The sequence below is a fragment of the Bacillota bacterium genome (assembly GCA_024655925.1).
Lineage (GTDB): Bacteria > Bacillota > DTU025 > DTU025 > JANLFS01 > JANLFS01.
The window spans coordinates 1-15,543 of sequence record JANLFS010000073.1; the positions used below are offsets into that span (position 1 = coordinate 1).

Annotated in this window: 14 protein-coding genes; 12 read left to right on the forward strand and 2 right to left on the reverse strand. The window is 60.2% G+C overall.

All coding sequences use genetic code 11. The features are described 5' to 3' along the window. Positions 1–70 precede the first annotated feature (70 nt). Both NUW23_11315 and NUW23_11320 read left to right on the forward strand, forming a co-directional pair. Complete coding sequence (locus NUW23_11315; GenBank protein MCR4426752.1) at positions 71–811, forward strand: hypothetical protein; 741 nt, start codon at positions 71–73, stop codon at positions 809–811. A gap of 118 nt (positions 812–929) precedes the next feature. Further along, a complete protein-coding gene (locus tag NUW23_11320) occupies positions 930–1,844 on the forward strand; it encodes a dihydrodipicolinate synthase family protein (protein ID MCR4426753.1) in 915 nt (304 codons plus the stop codon). A 124-nt stretch (positions 1,845–1,968) separates the two neighbouring features. Here the strand turns inward: NUW23_11320 and NUW23_11325 are convergent, their stop codons facing one another. Together NUW23_11325 and NUW23_11330 are read right to left on the reverse strand one after the other, a co-directional pair. Continuing rightward, positions 1,969–3,624: a carbon starvation protein A gene (locus NUW23_11325; GenBank protein ID MCR4426754.1), complete on the reverse strand. Its 1,656-nt coding sequence runs from the start codon at positions 3,622–3,624 to the stop codon at positions 1,969–1,971. Between the two features lie 32 nt (positions 3,625–3,656). Continuing rightward, entirely contained in the window at positions 3,657–4,181 is a 525-nt protein-coding gene (locus NUW23_11330) for a hypothetical protein (protein ID MCR4426755.1), read from the reverse strand. A gap of 266 nt (positions 4,182–4,447) precedes the next feature. On the opposite strand from NUW23_11330, the gene NUW23_11335 reads away from it, so the two are divergent. The 10 genes from NUW23_11335 to NUW23_11380 all read left to right on the forward strand — a co-directional run. Beyond that, entirely contained in the window at positions 4,448–5,014 is a 567-nt protein-coding gene (locus NUW23_11335) for an ECF transporter S component (protein MCR4426756.1), read from the forward strand. Then, positions 5,011–5,691 (forward strand): molybdopterin-guanine dinucleotide biosynthesis protein MobB, encoded by a 681-nt coding sequence (locus NUW23_11340; GenBank protein ID MCR4426757.1) that lies wholly within the window; start codon positions 5,011–5,013, stop codon positions 5,689–5,691. The genes NUW23_11335 and NUW23_11340 overlap by 4 nt, the downstream gene beginning before the upstream one ends. After that, positions 5,688–6,464 carry a phosphotransferase gene (locus NUW23_11345; GenBank protein ID MCR4426758.1) on the forward strand — a complete coding sequence of 259 codons (777 nt, stop codon included), beginning with the start codon at positions 5,688–5,690 and terminating at the stop codon, positions 6,462–6,464. Before NUW23_11340 ends, NUW23_11345 begins: the two co-directional genes overlap by 4 nt. A gap of 448 nt (positions 6,465–6,912) precedes the next feature. Further along, the gene (locus NUW23_11350; GenBank protein ID MCR4426759.1) at positions 6,913–8,169 is read left to right on the forward strand and encodes an extracellular solute-binding protein; all 1,257 of its coding nucleotides are present in this window, start codon (positions 6,913–6,915) and stop codon (positions 8,167–8,169) included. Positions 8,170–8,274: 105 nt separating this feature from the next. Further along, positions 8,275–9,225 (forward strand): sugar ABC transporter permease, encoded by a 951-nt coding sequence (locus NUW23_11355; GenBank protein MCR4426760.1) that lies wholly within the window; start codon positions 8,275–8,277, stop codon positions 9,223–9,225. Between the two features lie 151 nt (positions 9,226–9,376). Next, positions 9,377–10,276, forward strand: coding sequence for a carbohydrate ABC transporter permease (locus NUW23_11360; protein ID MCR4426761.1), 900 nt, complete (start codon positions 9,377–9,379; stop codon positions 10,274–10,276). Positions 10,277–10,340: 64 nt separating this feature from the next. Next, on the forward strand, positions 10,341–11,597 hold the full coding sequence (locus NUW23_11365; protein MCR4426762.1) for an ROK family protein: 1,257 nt from the start codon (positions 10,341–10,343) through the stop codon (positions 11,595–11,597). 35 nt (positions 11,598–11,632) lie between these two features. Next, a complete protein-coding gene (locus NUW23_11370) occupies positions 11,633–12,925 on the forward strand; it encodes an extracellular solute-binding protein (GenBank protein ID MCR4426763.1) in 1,293 nt (430 codons plus the stop codon). Positions 12,926–12,938: 13 nt separating this feature from the next. Then, positions 12,939–14,597, forward strand: coding sequence for a methyl-accepting chemotaxis protein (locus NUW23_11375; GenBank protein ID MCR4426764.1), 1,659 nt, complete (start codon positions 12,939–12,941; stop codon positions 14,595–14,597). 562 nt (positions 14,598–15,159) lie between these two features. Next, positions 15,160–15,543 (forward strand): hypothetical protein (locus tag NUW23_11380; GenBank protein MCR4426765.1); only part of this gene is annotated, 384 nt, incomplete at its 3' end.

Sequence of the window (15,543 nt, forward strand, 5' to 3'; positions counted from 1 at the left end):
GGAGTTCCAGGATGTCTTTGCGGAATCGATGTGGCTGGACGAAACCTAGTGGAAATGGAGCATGATCGCAGTGGCACTCCTCTTTCCTGATCAGACAGTGATGCGCCTGGGGATGCCCGAGGTAGGTTTCGGGGATGTCCGGCGAGCCATAGGGGCGGAGACTATCCCTGATTCGCGCCTGGACGAGATGAGGAGGGCCTTCGAGGGGTTAGCTCAGAAGTGCGCTGGAGGTCTAATAAGGCCCAGTCTCGTCGCCCGGAGCTTCCGCATCGCGGACAGCACGGGGGAGGCTGAGCTTGTGAATCCAAGTGACGGGTCGACTGTGCGGATCTCCTGTCCCGAGTGGCTCCTTTCCGGCGCAAGCGAACTCGTTGCGGTCGTATCCACAGTCGGACCCTGGGTGGAGGAGGAGATCCAACGGTACTTCGACTCGGGTGATCCCTTGCTCGGGGTGGTCCTCGATGCCCTGGCATGTCTCGCCCTAGAGGAGACTAACAAGGCCTTTCAGTCACAGGTCCGGGAGGCCCTGGAAGAGAGAGGGATGACAATGGGGCCGAGGATCTCTCCCGGATGCCAGGCGGTGCCCCTCACAGAGCAGGCAGTGATCTTCTCGCTCATCGACACATCAGCAATCGGGGTGTCTCTGACGTCAGACTACCTCATGCGCCCCCTGAAGTCTTCATCCTTCCTGCTTCCAGTGGGCACTTCCATCTCCGAGCGCCTACAGACCTTCAACTCCTGTGAGATGTGCACAGCGGCGCACAGGTGCCACTACAAGCAGGATATCTCGCCTCCAATTCCGAAATGGTAGCCCGGGCACGTGGCCGCGCCTGCACGCCGCGCGACATCGCCTCAAGTCACGACCTGGAAGGGGGGAGACGGCGCCCCTTCGCCTGCCCGCCGGCAGGGCGTGGGCGCTGTACAATCAGGTGAAAGAGTCAATTGCTTCCAAGCTGCGCGGGGTATTCGCCCCAATCGCAACGCCGTTCACGGATTCCGGTGATGTTGCGCTGGAATCGCTCGCCGTCAACCTGGACCGGCTGGGCACGTCGGACCTGGCGGGCCTCGTGGTTCTAGGTTCGAACGGAGAGGCATGCTATCTCTCCGCTGAGGAGAAGATCGACCTCGTCTCGTTTGTCGTGGCCAAGAACACATGGGGCAAGGCAATCATAGCCGGAACGGGTGTCGAGACAACCCGGGACACAGTCACCCTTACCCAGCAGGTGGCGGACCGGGGCGCCGACGCCGCCCTTGTCTTGCCTCCACACTATTACAAGTCCAACATGACCAACGCAGTCCTCCGCAAGCACTATGAGGCTGTGGCAGATGCCTCGCCCATCCCGATCATCATCTACAACATGCCGGGCAACACCGGGATCAACCTAAGCTCGGATACGGTGATAGCCCTGTCCGCCCACCCCAACATCGTGGGGATCAAGGACAGTTCCGGGAATCTCGTTCAGATAGGCGAGATAATCGCAGGGGCGGGACCGGGTTTCGCAGTGTTCGCGGGGTCCGGGAGCTACCTCCTGCCGTCGCTCGCCCTCGGTGCTGCCGGAGCGACCGCGGCCGTCGCCAACGTCTTTCCAAACGAGTGTGCTGCCGTGCAGAAGCACTTCGAGGCCGGGGAACTCGACCGTGCCCGCGAATTGCAGCTCCGTTTGATGGAGATCAACCGGGCGGTCACCACCAGGTGGGGAGTCCCAGGCCTGAAAGCTGCCATGGATCTCGTGGGGTATTACGGCGGCCCACCCAGGAAACCCATGCTCCCGCTGGGTTCCGAGGAGCGCGAGGAACTCGCCCGCATCATTCAAAGGACAGGGTTTGTGGTCCCTGGTCGCTGACCGGGCCTTCCCTTGATCGAGACGGATGTAACAGAACCCCCGGTTGCGCCCGAGAGCGCAGCCGGGGGTTTGCGGTTTAACACTGTTCGGCCTACACCGGTCGGCTCCGGAGCCGCAACGCCTCCTACCTGGCTTTGGCAGCCTTTGCGCCGCCTTTGGCGCTGATCGGCGGAGCAGGCTTGGAGAGCACTACGAAGGCCTCGTAGACAAGCCATACCGCGAGAATGATCAGGACTATCCCAGTGATCCCCAGGACGTATACTGGGGGTGTGCGGGTGAGCTTATTGTACACCAGGATGATCAGGGATGCGATGGTGGTGACGGTCATGAACACGAACGGGATCAGAGTGAATGTGGCGTTCTTCCCAAGCCCTCGGATCAGCCACACGCTGACCGCGAGAAGCGCGAGTCCCGCCACAAGCTGGTTCGCGGACCCGAAGATCGGCCAGATGATGCTCCACATCGGAGTGTTGCCCGACTTGAAGAAGATCAAGTAGGCCGCGAACACGATTCCGATAACGGTGGCCACGTACTTGTCCTTGAGGTTGAACAGCTCCTGCAACTGATACCGTGCCAGCCTAGTGGCGGTGTCGAGTGAGGTCAGGATGAAGCTGTTGAGTGCCAGGAGCCCGAACGCCGTCCCGAGCTTCGCGGGGATGCCGATCAGTTCAGCGAATCGGCCGAGACCGGCGCCGTAGATGCCCATGGGGTTGAAAGTGCTTCCCGGAGCGGCCCACCCAGACCAGATGATGACGGTGCCTATGGCTATTGTGGCGACGACACCTTCGAGGAGCATGCCGCCGTATCCGATCATCTTGGCGTCGGATTCCTTCCTGATCTGCTTGGAAGTGGTCCCCGAGCCCACCAGCGAGTGGAATCCTGAGATCGCGCCACACGCCACCGTGACGAAGAGTATGGGCCAGAGAAGGTCACCGTTCGCAGCCTTGAATGATTTGAAGGCTGCAAGGTGAGTAGTGTCAAACTTCCCGAAGACCATGCCTATGGCCCCGACTATGACAGACCCGTAAAGCAGGAAACTTGACAGGTAGTCGCGGGGTTGCAGGAGCACCCACACGGGAAGGACGGACGCGATGAAAATATACACGAGGAGGATGAGCCGCCATGTGGAGATGTTGACGGTGAACAGCTGGTCCAGCCACGGCCAATACTCTCCCGCTATGAGTGCGAGGTAGAGCAGTGGCACGGCGATGACTGTTGCCAGCCACAGCGGCATCTTCATCCGGTAGATCGCGAGGCCGAAGAGGATCGCCAGGAACACATAACACGTGGACGAAAAGCCGACTGCTGACTCCTGCGAGAGGGTCTGCGCCGCCAGCTCCGCGAAGACTGCTACTACGAGGACTAGCGCGAGCCAGGTGAAAATCAGGAAGAGTTTCTTGCCGCGTTCCCCGATCCATTCCCGAACAACTTCGCCGATGGAGAGACCCTTGTGGCGGATGGACGCAACGATGGAGGTGTAGTCATGAACTCCACCGACGAAAATGGATCCGATAACTACCCAGATGTATGCGGGGAGCCACCCAAATAGGTTCGCCGCCGTAATGGGGCCTACGACCGGACCTGCACCTGCGATTGACGAAAAATGGTGCCCGAGCAAGACGGACGGGTTGGTCGGCACGTAGTCTTGGTTGTCGTTAAGAGTTTCCGCAGGGGTCTTGTTCTTGTCGTCGATCTTCATCGTCCTGTCGAGGAAGGGCCCGTACACAAGGTACGCGACTACAAATAAGCCCACGGACAGAATGAACAAGAGCGCCAGCATGTCTTCTCCCTCCTATTCGCTCATGATTTCGCTCACGATTGTGCGGAAGCCGAGCAGATAAGGTCTCTCACCCCCTTTTCCAGCATTTTCTGGAGATCAGCACACCGCTTGTGGGTCACGAAGCTCATGTCTGCATCGTAGGTTCCGGCATAGACTTCGGTCCAACCCGAAAGGCCGAAGAGGCCACCTTTAGTCAGACAGAAACCCTTGACCTCTTCGACGTCGGGGTGCGACCCACAGGGCTGGAACGGCAGCACGAGCATGTACCGGTGGACCATCGTCTCAACGCCTGCCCCGCGCCGCGAACGCGCGCATTCCCGGGCGATCTCTCTCCAATCCCCGCCCCGGAGGAAGAGTATGTGGTCTTCGACGGAATAGGACGCGACCGGGCCCAGAAGGCCAGACTTCGTCATGGTGGTGAGCAGATCGAGCCGGGCGTGGACTGCCTCGTCTTCAGGGATGAAGAGATCGAACGTGGGGTTCCTGGAGTAGATCAGGCGTGCGAGCGCCCTGTAGTCAAGGCTTATGTTCTCGTCGGTACACGGACCTGAACTCACCGAGAGGCTCCCCCCCCAACCATGCTGCAATACTGGCGCCTGTCAGATTAGGACAGGCATGTTGGCGAGAACGGGCAGACCCCGTCCATAATATGGCGTAGTATTCTACAGACCTCGAAGAATACCTTCTTCCGCAGCAATGCTGTTTACAGCTACCGCTGCTGAAGGAGACGCAGCGCACCGTGCCGAATCCCTCACGGCCATGGAATCCTAGATGAATCGAAGGCCCGACGGCTCGAGGTGGGAAGTCCCAGCAGTTGCGCGAGGTGGTAGAAGAGATGGTGAGCAAGTTCACGACAAGGGATTTCACTCTCATAGCGCTTCTCGCAGCCTTGGGCATGGCGACAAAGCCCGTTATCACACCGGTGGCGCGCATGGTTGCGGGGCCGCTCTCCCTGCCCGGCGGCGCCGTGGCGGGTGGGTTCTACATGATGTGGCTCATCATCGCGCACGGCCTGACGGGAAAGGCCGGGTCGGCCACTCTCGTCGGAGTTGTGCAGGCCGCAGTGGCCGGCGCCCTTGGAATGGTGGGGTCGCATGGCGCGACAACTGTGCTCACGTATACCCTCCCGGGGCTTGTCGCTGATGCAGTGTTCCTTGTTCCCGGCCCGAGCAAGGTTGGAGTAGGCCGGGCGGCGCTCGCGGCGGGGCTCGCCAACCTCTCCGGGGCCGCGCTTACATCCTTTCTCTTCTTTCGACTGCCTTTCCTGCCGCGGGTGGTCACCCTAGTTGCGGGGGGAATCTCGGGAAGTCTCGGTGGTGTTCTCGCAATGGTGATCGTACGCAAACTTGCGAAGCACAGCTCGAGAAAGAACAGGGGGGAGAGCATGTGAGGGTAATCGCAGTGTCCGGCGTTCATCGCTCGGGAAAGACGACAACAATAGAGCAGCTCATTCGGGAGCTTTCGAGGCGGGGGCACTCAGTTGGAACCGTAAAGGACATACACAGGGAGTCGTTCTCCATGGACCGCCCCGGCAGCAACACCGACCGTCACCGGGCCGCGGGCGCAGAGATGGTCACAGCGGTCGGGCCGCGGGAGACCGACATACTGATCCGGCGCAGGTTGGGGTACGACGAGGTCCTTGCTTACTACACATCGGACTTCGTCATCCTCGAAGGCGCCCATGACTTCCCGGTCCCGAGGGTCGTATGTGCCAGGTCGGAGGCGGAGATCGGGGAGCGCCTGGATGCTCACACGTTCTGCATAAGCGGCCCGATCGCGGCATCGACTGACTCCTACCGAGGTCTCCCCGCAGTGGACGCGATGTCCGCGCCCGGCCGGCTTGCCGACCTGGTGACCATACATGCCCTGGAATGGACGGCTCAGCCGGCCCGCGCGCGAAGCTCGCTGGAAGCTGAGGTCTCTGTGGACGGAGAGGACCTTCCCATGGTTCCGTTCGTCCAGGAATTCGTGGCAAGCACGATCCTGGGCATGCTTTCCGCACTCAAGGGCTTCACTCCTGGCCGAGAGGTGCAGGTCACGGTGAGGCGGGAGCCGCAACGCGCATGAACTTCGATATCGAGCAGACTGTGCTGGCGGAACTCAAGGCCGCGGGTGTCCGCGGCGTCCTCGGACTCAAGATCTGTTCTGAGCTCCCTTCTCGCAAGAGCCGCGCGTACCTCGTTGAACTGTGCCATGCGGCAGAGGACGGCCCAGGAGCTCCGGCGCGAGGTTCCAACCATTCCCAAGCTGTAGTCAAGATCTATCCTGACCCCGGACGCGCGGCGCGGGAGGCGGACGTTCTTGCGCGTTTGGCCGCCGCGGGCGTCAGGGTTCCAAGACCGTTCTCCCCAGGCACCGCCGCGCTCGTCAGGGGATACATCTCAGGGCCAACACTGAGCGCGCTGCTTTCCGCCTCTCCCCGCGCAGATGACCATCTCCTCGCCTCCGCTCTTGCCCGCTGGCTTTTCGGATGCCACGCCGCCCTCCGCCGCGATGACGGGGCGACCCATCTAGTAGGCGACATGAACCTCCGAAACTTCATCTGCCCTAACCCGTCCGAGATATGGGGCATAGACTTCGGAGACACAAGACCAGGCGATCCCCTCGCAGATCTGGGAGAAGCGTGCATGTTCATCCTCACCCACGAACCTTCGTTTACTTCGGAGCGGTGGTCCTTCGCCCGCAGGCTCGTTCATGATTATGGCAACCTCGCCGGGCGCGATCTCTCCCGGGATGTGGTTCCCCACGTTGTTGCGGCTTTGACTCTTGCAGCTGCCCGCCGTGGCAGGCCCGCGCTTGCAGAGAGGGCGCTGACGCTGGACGCTGCGGTGTTTCGGTAACGGGGACGCGGGAGGGCTTTTGGAGCGTGGGGGTGCATTTGCGGTCACACATGCAGGGTCCTGCTTGGAGTGAATCTTGCCTCAACAAATTTATCCTGGGTTGGCAGGAAACCGGACAAGCGAAGCGAACTATCCACCGGATGTTAATTCATTGACATTAGAAAGTCGGTGGCTCAGCCACGGCGGTTGCGGCACAGCCGCCGGAGGTGAGCGCCAGAGCTGCGCTTATACACAAACGGACGCATCAAACATCACTGTAGCGCGCCTCGTACGTGCGCACGGATCGAGGGCATCGATTAATTCATACACAAACATAAGAAAGTCTCCTGTTGCGCAGCCCTCCGGAGGTGATGTGTCAGGGTATCCCCGTATTGGCGTCAACGTCCGTCGCGTTGCCTCATCCTCTCGGGCGTCGGGTTCTCGAATTATTACTAAGGAGGTACTTGAAGTGCGTAGGTATGCTTTGGGCGTCCTGTTCGTTTTGGGCGTTCTCATTCTCTGCGGCACAGGAGCGTCAGCGGCCAAGGAGACTCTGAACGTCATCTACATGGCCCAGGCGGGGTACCAGCCTGACGACATCCGCGACATGGCTGACCTATTCGAGTTTCTCACAGACACGAAGGTCAACATCACGTTCGTGAAGTACGACGAACAGCACGAGAAGATCGTCGCGTCCGCGGTCGCTCCCGTTGCCACCTACGATGTGATCCTCCTCGACTTGATTTGGACGGCGGAGTTTGCCTCAAGGAAGATGGTGGTTCCGCTCGACGACAGGATAACCGCTGACATACGCAAAGACATTGCGCCCGCCATCATGGACGCCTTCGTGTACGACGGCAAGACATGGGCGATGCCCTTCCTCGCCAATTTCCAGCTGTTCTTCTACAACATGGACATGATACGGAAGGCAGGGTTCTCGGCGCCGCCCAGGACTCTCGAGGAAATGGTCGATCAAATGAAGGCCATGAAGGCCAAGGGCATCGTGAAGTACCCCTGGACCGATTCGTGGAACCAGAAGGAAGGGCTGGTTTGCGAGTTCGTCTGGCTCACCGGCGCCTTCGGCGGCGATACTTTCGACGATCGCGGCCGTCCCACGTTCAACCAGGGTCCCGGGGTACAGGCGCTCGAGTTCATGGTCGGCCTGCTCAAAGACGGGCTTGCCAACCCTAAATGCCTCACCAACGACGAAGACGCCGCCAAAGACGATTTCATCTCCGGCAACGCCGCGTTCACCACGAACTGGACATTCCAGTATGCCCTCATGAACGACCCGAAGGTGTCCAAGGTGGTAGGACAAGGTGAGATGGGCCTGATACCGGTATCCAAGAGCCAGATTGGCAAGGCCGAGACTGCATCCGTCAGCGGATTCCAGGGTGCCGCAATCATGGCCAACTCCCGCAAGAAAGACCTGGCATGGCAGTATCTCCGCTTCATCACCAGCCCTCTGGTGCAGCGCTCCTACCTGCAGGAGATGCCGGTCTGGACATCCGTGCAGACAAGCGCCTACGCCACCATGATGGACAGGACCATGCCCATAAAGAGCAAACAGATCGCGGCTGTTCACCACAGGCCCAAGGTGCCGCCGTATCCGGAGGTTTCCTCCATTCTTCAGAGGTACATACATACCGCTCTCCAGATGAAGATGGAGCCCAAGGCGGCATTGGACAAGGCTGCTGAGGAGATCAACGCCGTCCTCAAGAAGTAAGCGCGCCTGGTCACAGGGCGGTCTGGGCCCGGACCGCGTCGCGGACCCGGTCCGGGCCTGGCGGCCGCGGGCGCGCGGATCGAAACAGACTGGGAGGTGGTCGCCATGGCTTCATACGGCCGCGAGCTCGACGACCACAGGCTTGCCAGGCGGCTTCTGGCCCCGAGCGCGATTCTGATCATGCTTGTGGTGATTGCTCCGCTCATATTCGCGTTCATACTCAGCCTGCACCAGGCCGAGCCCATGGTCGGCGGCATAGAGATGAAGCCTGTGGGGTTTTCCAATTACTCGTATTTCCTCACCCAGTCCGGCCTCTTCTGGCCTTCGGTGCGGGTCACCATATACTTCACCGTTGTGTCCTTGCTCATAGAGCTCGTTTTGGGGATAGGCATGGCGCTCGTGCTCGACGCGGATTTCCCCGGCAGGTCGTTTATGCGGGCCATCATCCTGATCCCGTGGGCGCTCCCTACAGTCGTGAACGCGAGGATGTGGGAGTGGATATTCTCGGGGTCCAAGTACGGAGCGCTCAACGGGCTCATGAAAGTCCTGCGTATATTCCCTAGCAGCCATGACGCCGTATGGCTCGGATTCGACGCCCCACTTGCCGGGGTGCCCGTAATCGGAGGTTTTCTGAAATGGCTCGGGGTGACCAAGGCGCTGAACATGATCATAATCGCCGACACATGGAAGGTAACTCCCCTGGTAGTTCTCCTGGTTCTCGCGGGGCTTCAAACGATACCTGGGAGTCTCTACGAGGCCGCCACTGTAGACGGCGCAGGGTTCTTCCGGAAGCTCACCCTGATAACCCTCCCGCTGCTCAAACCGGTCCTCCTCGTCATATTGGTCCTGCGCACCATGGAGCTCTTCCGGGTGTTCGACATCATCTACATCATCATGCAGTACTCCATCAGGGTTGTCGGGGTGCTCACATACGAGGTGGGCATGAAATTCCTCCATTTCGGGCGAGGCGCCGCGCTGTCCTTCTTGATCGCCCTGTTCATTCTCGGACTCGCCGCGATCTACGTGCGCCTTTTCTATTCAGACGCGGAGCGGTAAGGCCCGTCATCCCCGGGCGCGGGGCTGCCCGGAGATACTGCCGCGCCCCGCGCGGGCACGCGAAAGGCGCGAGGCGAAGTGCCTGTGACAGTAGAGTGTGTCGCGCCCCACGCGGGCACATGAAGCCATCGAACCGGAGGGATGTGCGGAAATGCGCTGGAACAGAGCGCTTGCAGTGAAACGTCTCAAGAGAGCGGCGCTGTTCGTCGCCGTCTTGGCTATCGCGGTTTGGACCTTGGCACCCGTGGTCTGGCTGGGCATATCGAGCATAACGCCGTATAACGAGCTGATATCAGACAGAGAGACTCATTGGCTCCCTCGGAATCCCACCTTGGCCAACTACCGGGTGATGTTCGACGTGTCCAGGCAGACAGGCGAGCGGTTCGTGTACGCTCTTCGCAACAGCTTCATAGTCGCCTCGTCGGTTACCGTCGTCTGCCTCGTAGCCGGCACTTTGGCGGCTTACGCTCTTGCCCGTCTGCCCGTTCGGGGCAAGCACGCGCTCGTGCTCGGGCTGATGTCTATCAGGATGCTTCCTACCATCGCCCTGGTGATCCCGTTCTTCGTGATCGTCTCCTACATTGACTACGCTTTTCTCAACATGGGTTGGGAATTCCACCTCTTCGACACCAAGTTCAACCTTGTCATCCTATACACCACCTTCATATTGGGGTTCATTATATGGATAATGCGCGGCTTCTTTCTCACGGTCCCGTCTGAACTTGAGGAAGCGGCAAGGATCGACGGATGCACCAAGATGCAAGCGCTCTACCGCGTGATATTGCCGCTTTCCGCGCCCGGACTCGTAGCCACAGGCATACTTGCGTTCCTTTCGGCCTGGGATGAATTCCTTTTGGCTCTCATTTTCACTCGGTCCACCAACTCGGCGACGCTGCCGCTGTTCATCGCGGAACTTGGAAGTCAGTACATAACCGCCTACGATCAGATCTCGGCGGCTGGGATGATGGCTGCCATACCTCCCGTGGTCCTCGCTTTGCTCTTCCAGAGATTCATCGTGCGTGGGCTCACGGCGGGAAGCGTGAAGGGATGAGCCGCTGGAGGAGATTGCATAGCCGCTGGCGAAATCTGCTCTCACGGAGGGGAGCTCGAGTAAGTTGAGTCGCATCAAACAGATATCGGAAGAGGCTGTGCGAAAGGGCAACCAAAAGTTAGTCAAAAGCATCAACCGCAGCATAGTGCTTAATATCGTCCGCGAGCACGGCCCGGTGTCCCGGGCCGACGTATCGCGGTTGAGCGAGTTCTACCCTGCCACAGTGTCGTCTATAGTGAACGACCTCATAAGCGAAGGCTTTGTGCGTGAAACGGGCCTGGGAGATTCCACAGGCGGAAGGCAACCTATAATGCTTCAGCTCGACCGAAGGGCCTATGTTTCATGCGGAGTTGAGATCTCCGTGGACAGGCTCAAAGCGTGTGTAACTGACCTGGATGCACAGGTTATCGCTTCAGAGGAAAGGCCGCTTGACTGGAAACAGGGGCCAAGGGAGTGCATGCCCTCGGTGGTCGATGCCGCCCAAAAGGTGCTGGACCGGGCGGGAGTCGGCCCTGAGAGGATCCTCGGCATCGGCGTCGTGTATCCCGGACCTGTCGACGACGAAACCGGCATGATATTAGCGTCCCCGCACATGCCGGGCTGGGGCGGGTTCGCCCTCAAAGAAGCCTTGGAGGCGGAGTTCCGGTTCCCGATTGTCGTCGACAATGACGCCAACGCGGCCGCGTGGGGCGAGAAATGGTTCGGGGCGGCCAAAGGCCACTCGAGCTACCTATATATAATGGCCGATTACGGCTTGGGCGGCGGGATCGTCATCGACGATCAGCTCTACCGCGGAAGAAACGGCGGGGCCGGGGAGTTCGGCCATATGACCGTCGACGTCGACGGGCCGCAGTGCAAGTGCGGTAACTTCGGATGCCTCGACGTCATGGCGTCGGCAGAGGCCATAGTGAACAAGGTGATCAGCGACATAAAGCGCGGCGCAGTGACTAGCTGCATTGAGCTCGCCGGCGGAAGCATCGACGCCGTAACCATCGACACCGTGCTCGAGGCTGCCGGGAACGGCGACGCGCACTCTCGGGCTGTAGTGGAGGAGGCAGGCCGGTACCTTGGGATAGGCCTCGCCAGCTTGGTCAACTGGTTCAATCCTGAACTCATCGTGCTCGGCGGCAGACTGCCGCTTGAAAGCCCGCTCTACCTAGAGAGCGCGAGCGAGACCGCCAGACGCCGCGCCTGGTCGGCTCTTGGCAAGAACGTTTGTATAGTCCTCTCAACCCTGGGGCCGAGCGCCTGTCTGATAGGGGCGGCGAGCCTGATGCTTACCAGGGTATTCGAATCTCCGAGCGTGGTGGCGTACGCATAGGACTTGCCACGCAGTGCCACGTAGGAGGGATCGTGATGGGCCGCATGCGCCTCAAAGCGAGCCTCCCGCTGCTTCGCGCGCTGCTGGGGTTTCTCCTCTTTGCCATGTCGGTCGGGTCGCGCGTCTGCGTCGCCGACAGCCCCGGCGGCGTGAGGCTCAACGTGATCTACATGGCGCAGGCAGGATACCAGCCCGAGCAGTTCCAACAGATGACTCGGGAGTTCACGGCCAGATACGGCGTGGAAGTCGCGGCAAACATCGTGCGTTACGATGAGGAGTATCAGAAGATCGTGACCTCGGCCACTTCCGCGGTGGCCACGTACGACGTGGTGCTCGTGGACCTGATCTGGGTAGCCGAGTTCGCCGAGAAGAACTACCTCGTCCCCCTCGGAAAACCCCTCCTGTCCCAACTCGATCTCGATGTCTCTCCCACCATAAGACGTGCCTTCGAGTACAAGGGCCGGGTGTGGGCGATGCCATTCCTGGCCAACATACATTTCCTGTTCTGCAACACGGACATGCTCCGCCGCGCGGGATTCAGCGGTCCGCCTCAGACCATCGAGGAGATGGAAGCGCAGATGCGCGCGATCAAGAGCGCCGGCATCACCAAGTACCCGTTCATCGCGTCGTGGAATCAGAAAGAGGGCCTGGTATGCGAATATGTGTGGCTTGTCGGAGCGTACGGCGGCGACCTCTTCGGGCCCGACGGCGCCGTGCTCTTCAACCGCGGCCCCGGAGTACAGGCCCTCGAGACCATGGTGAGATGGGTCCGCGATGGACTCGTCAATCCCCTATCGTTGACAGCCGATGAGCTGCTCGTAAAGGACGTTTTCATCGACGGCAAGGCCGCGTTCGCTCCCAATTGGACGTTCCTCGATTCCATCATGAACGACCCATCTGTGTCGAAAGCCGCCGGCCAGTCAAGCATTGCTCTTCTGCCTGTCGCAGCCGCCGTCCGGAGTCAGACAGGACAGATTTCATCGTCGGTCAGCGGCTTTCAGGGCTTGGCGGTGATGGCCAACTCCCTGCGCAAGCAGGAAGCATGGCAGTACATAGAGTTCATGACCAGCCCGGACGTGCAAAAGCGGTTCATTCAGGAAGTCCCGATCTGGAGCTCACTGCAGGCGAGCCCGGAGTTGCGTCAACACGACCCGTCCCTCGCGCTCAAGGCCGAACAGATGAAATGGCTTCACCACAGGCCCAAGCTCCCACGATACCACGAAATCTCCTCCATTCTCCAAAGGTTCATTCATGGCGCGCTGGAAGGCAACATCTCGCCTCAGCAGGCCCTGGACACCGCCGCTGAGCGGATCAGACCTTTGTTGTAGTGAGGTTATACGTGTGGCCAGAAGGAATACGAAAGGCACCATGCCTGTAACACGTCAGGTGCACAGGGGGTTTTGGGCCATCATCTGGCTCACCCTCGTCCTTAGCGTTCTCACGTTCTACGCCATAGCCGGGCTCACATCTGTCCTCCACAGGATCAACACCTATGATGTGTCCTCAATGCAGCTCAGCGGGGAAATATCGAAGAAGATATACCAGACTACCAGTAACGTCTACCAGACCATAGCCGGCACAGGCAAGATTGAGAGGCCCGACGACCAGCTGAACGAGGTTATGATGCTGCTCGGAAGCATGCGTCAGCTGCTCGGAGCGTGTTCAGATGCCAAGGCCCGCGAAGTGCTGCGGATGCTCGATGATATCGAAGAGTCGGCTGGTGAGTACACAGAGATCCTTGTGCGGATGCAGCACGAGGAAGATCCAGACCAGCTGTACCTGCTCCTCCGAGCTCTGTCCGGCAAGGGCGAGTGGCTCATAAGCCGCTCGGAGCATGTCCAGCTCAGAATATGGGAGCAGATAGGCCCAAGGCTGGCGCGGACCGAGCGTTTTGCCGCAATGCTCGAAATCGCCGTCGCCGCTGCGTTTGTTTTCGCATTCGCCTTCGGAGCGCTCCTCTCGAGGTCCATCTCCCGAACCCTCACCGAGGCCTCCATGCAGATCCGGTGCGCAGCCGAGACCACCCGAATGGAAAGCGAGAACTCTGTCAGAGTGTCAGTGGACATGCATAGCTCGGCGGAGCAAACTCACGAGGCGCTTGAGAGCGTGCTGGGAGCGTTCCGCGGCGTGTTGGCCACAAGCCAGGTCTCGACCGAGGCCTCTCTTAAGATAACTGAACAGATGGAGACGGGCGCCGCCGCGGCGCGCACCCTCGCGGATAGAACCCTGGTCACTGCCAGGGCCGCAAGCGAAACCCAGTCCACACTATCCGCCCTAGGCATGAGACTTACGTTCGTTAGCACGGCTCTACACAACACCGTCGCCATGGTGCGAAGCAACCTCAGAGTTGCTGTTCAAGCCGGCGAACGCGCTGAGAAGCTGCATGAGCAGATGGACCGAATCGATGCCGCCCTACAGAGCATAACCAAGATAGCCGATCAGACCGAGCTCATCGCGCTCGATGCCAGAATAGCTTCTGCCCGCGCCGACGAGAACGGGCTCGAGTTCGGGCGAGTCGCCAGCGAAATCGGCGGCCTAGCCAAAATGACCGCAGGCGCGTCATTGGAGGTAAGACGGCTGATGGATGGTATCAAGGCCTCCACGGTCGACGTCGCCCGGTCCCTCGAGAACTCCATGGAGCGCATCCAAAGCTTGCTCAGCCAGGCGGCGGCTGTGGAAGACCTCTTCGGGGAGATTCAGACTTCGTTCAGCGACATCATTGCCCTGATGGAACAGGTTAAAGACGCGGCCAATGCCGGTGCGGGCGAGGCCGACCTTGTGCAGACGTCGATGTCGGAGATCCTGGATTCAGCAAGGATGGTGGCAGCCCAGGCCGGTGAGCTTGAAGACAAGATGCGCGAGGTTGTGGAACGGGCCACCGCGGCGGTGGCCGCAAGCGAGATCCTGGGACGCGGAATAGCGAGCCAGGCCGAGTCGGCCAAAGAGCAATCGCGCCTGGCGGGACAGGTGACGCTGGAACTCGCGCGGTTGTCGTCATAGGCGTTGGGCGTGGGTCGCTACACGAGCCACATGGTACCCGTTTCGCTTGTTTTCACCTCAGGGTACCTCCCTGGCCCCCCTAGCCATTGCCGCCCCAGGTAGGCTCTGTGGTCGACACGTACGGGTCCGGCGTTTCACGTAGAAGGTCCTGAAGGGGCGGGGTTATCAGGAGACCCTCGTTCGCCACAAGTCGATCATGTATTGGCGCAGCGCTGATTGGCTCATCGCGCATCACCAAGAAAGAACCCGCATCGGCAAATGAACACTCCTTTGGCAAATGTAGCGGTGGTGATTTGTCGCCATGTCATCGAGCGCATCAGGCGAATCGATCATCCCGCCGACATCAAGCCGCCCTTCCGTATCAATCCAGTGCAGGCCTTCTGCACCGCGCCGCCCATGCCAGTATGGACAGAAGGCAAGTCCGCCCTCTTCGGCCCTCAAAACACCCGATGTGTCGCCCGGTATCCGCCCCGTTGGGGCAGTCCCAATTGATGGTTGATGGTCCCGCGGGGGCATGGTAATATATGGATACAACCGGCTCCCATAGGAAGGAGGCCTTACCATGCCAGCCTTGCTCCCGTCACGCTACCCTTTCCCGTTCGGACCCGATCTCCACCCCCCTGACCTTCCGCTAACCGAGATTCGCTTCCCCCCTCAAGGTTTCGACTGCGCCTCCATGTCCTTCGGCCAAGGCTGCGTCAGGGTGACCCTGTCCGACATACGTGACCTCGCCAAACCCGAAGGGCAAGTCTGTCCCAGCTGCGAAAGCAAGGAGATCGTCCGGTACGGAAAGCCCAGGGGCATACAGAAGTACAAGTGCAAGCGATGCCGGACCTACTTCACTGACCTCACCGGCACCGTGATGCACCGCACGAGGCTGCGGGAGAAGTGGCTCCCATACCTTGCGCTCATGATGGAGGGCCTTCCCGTGCGGCAAGCCGCAAAG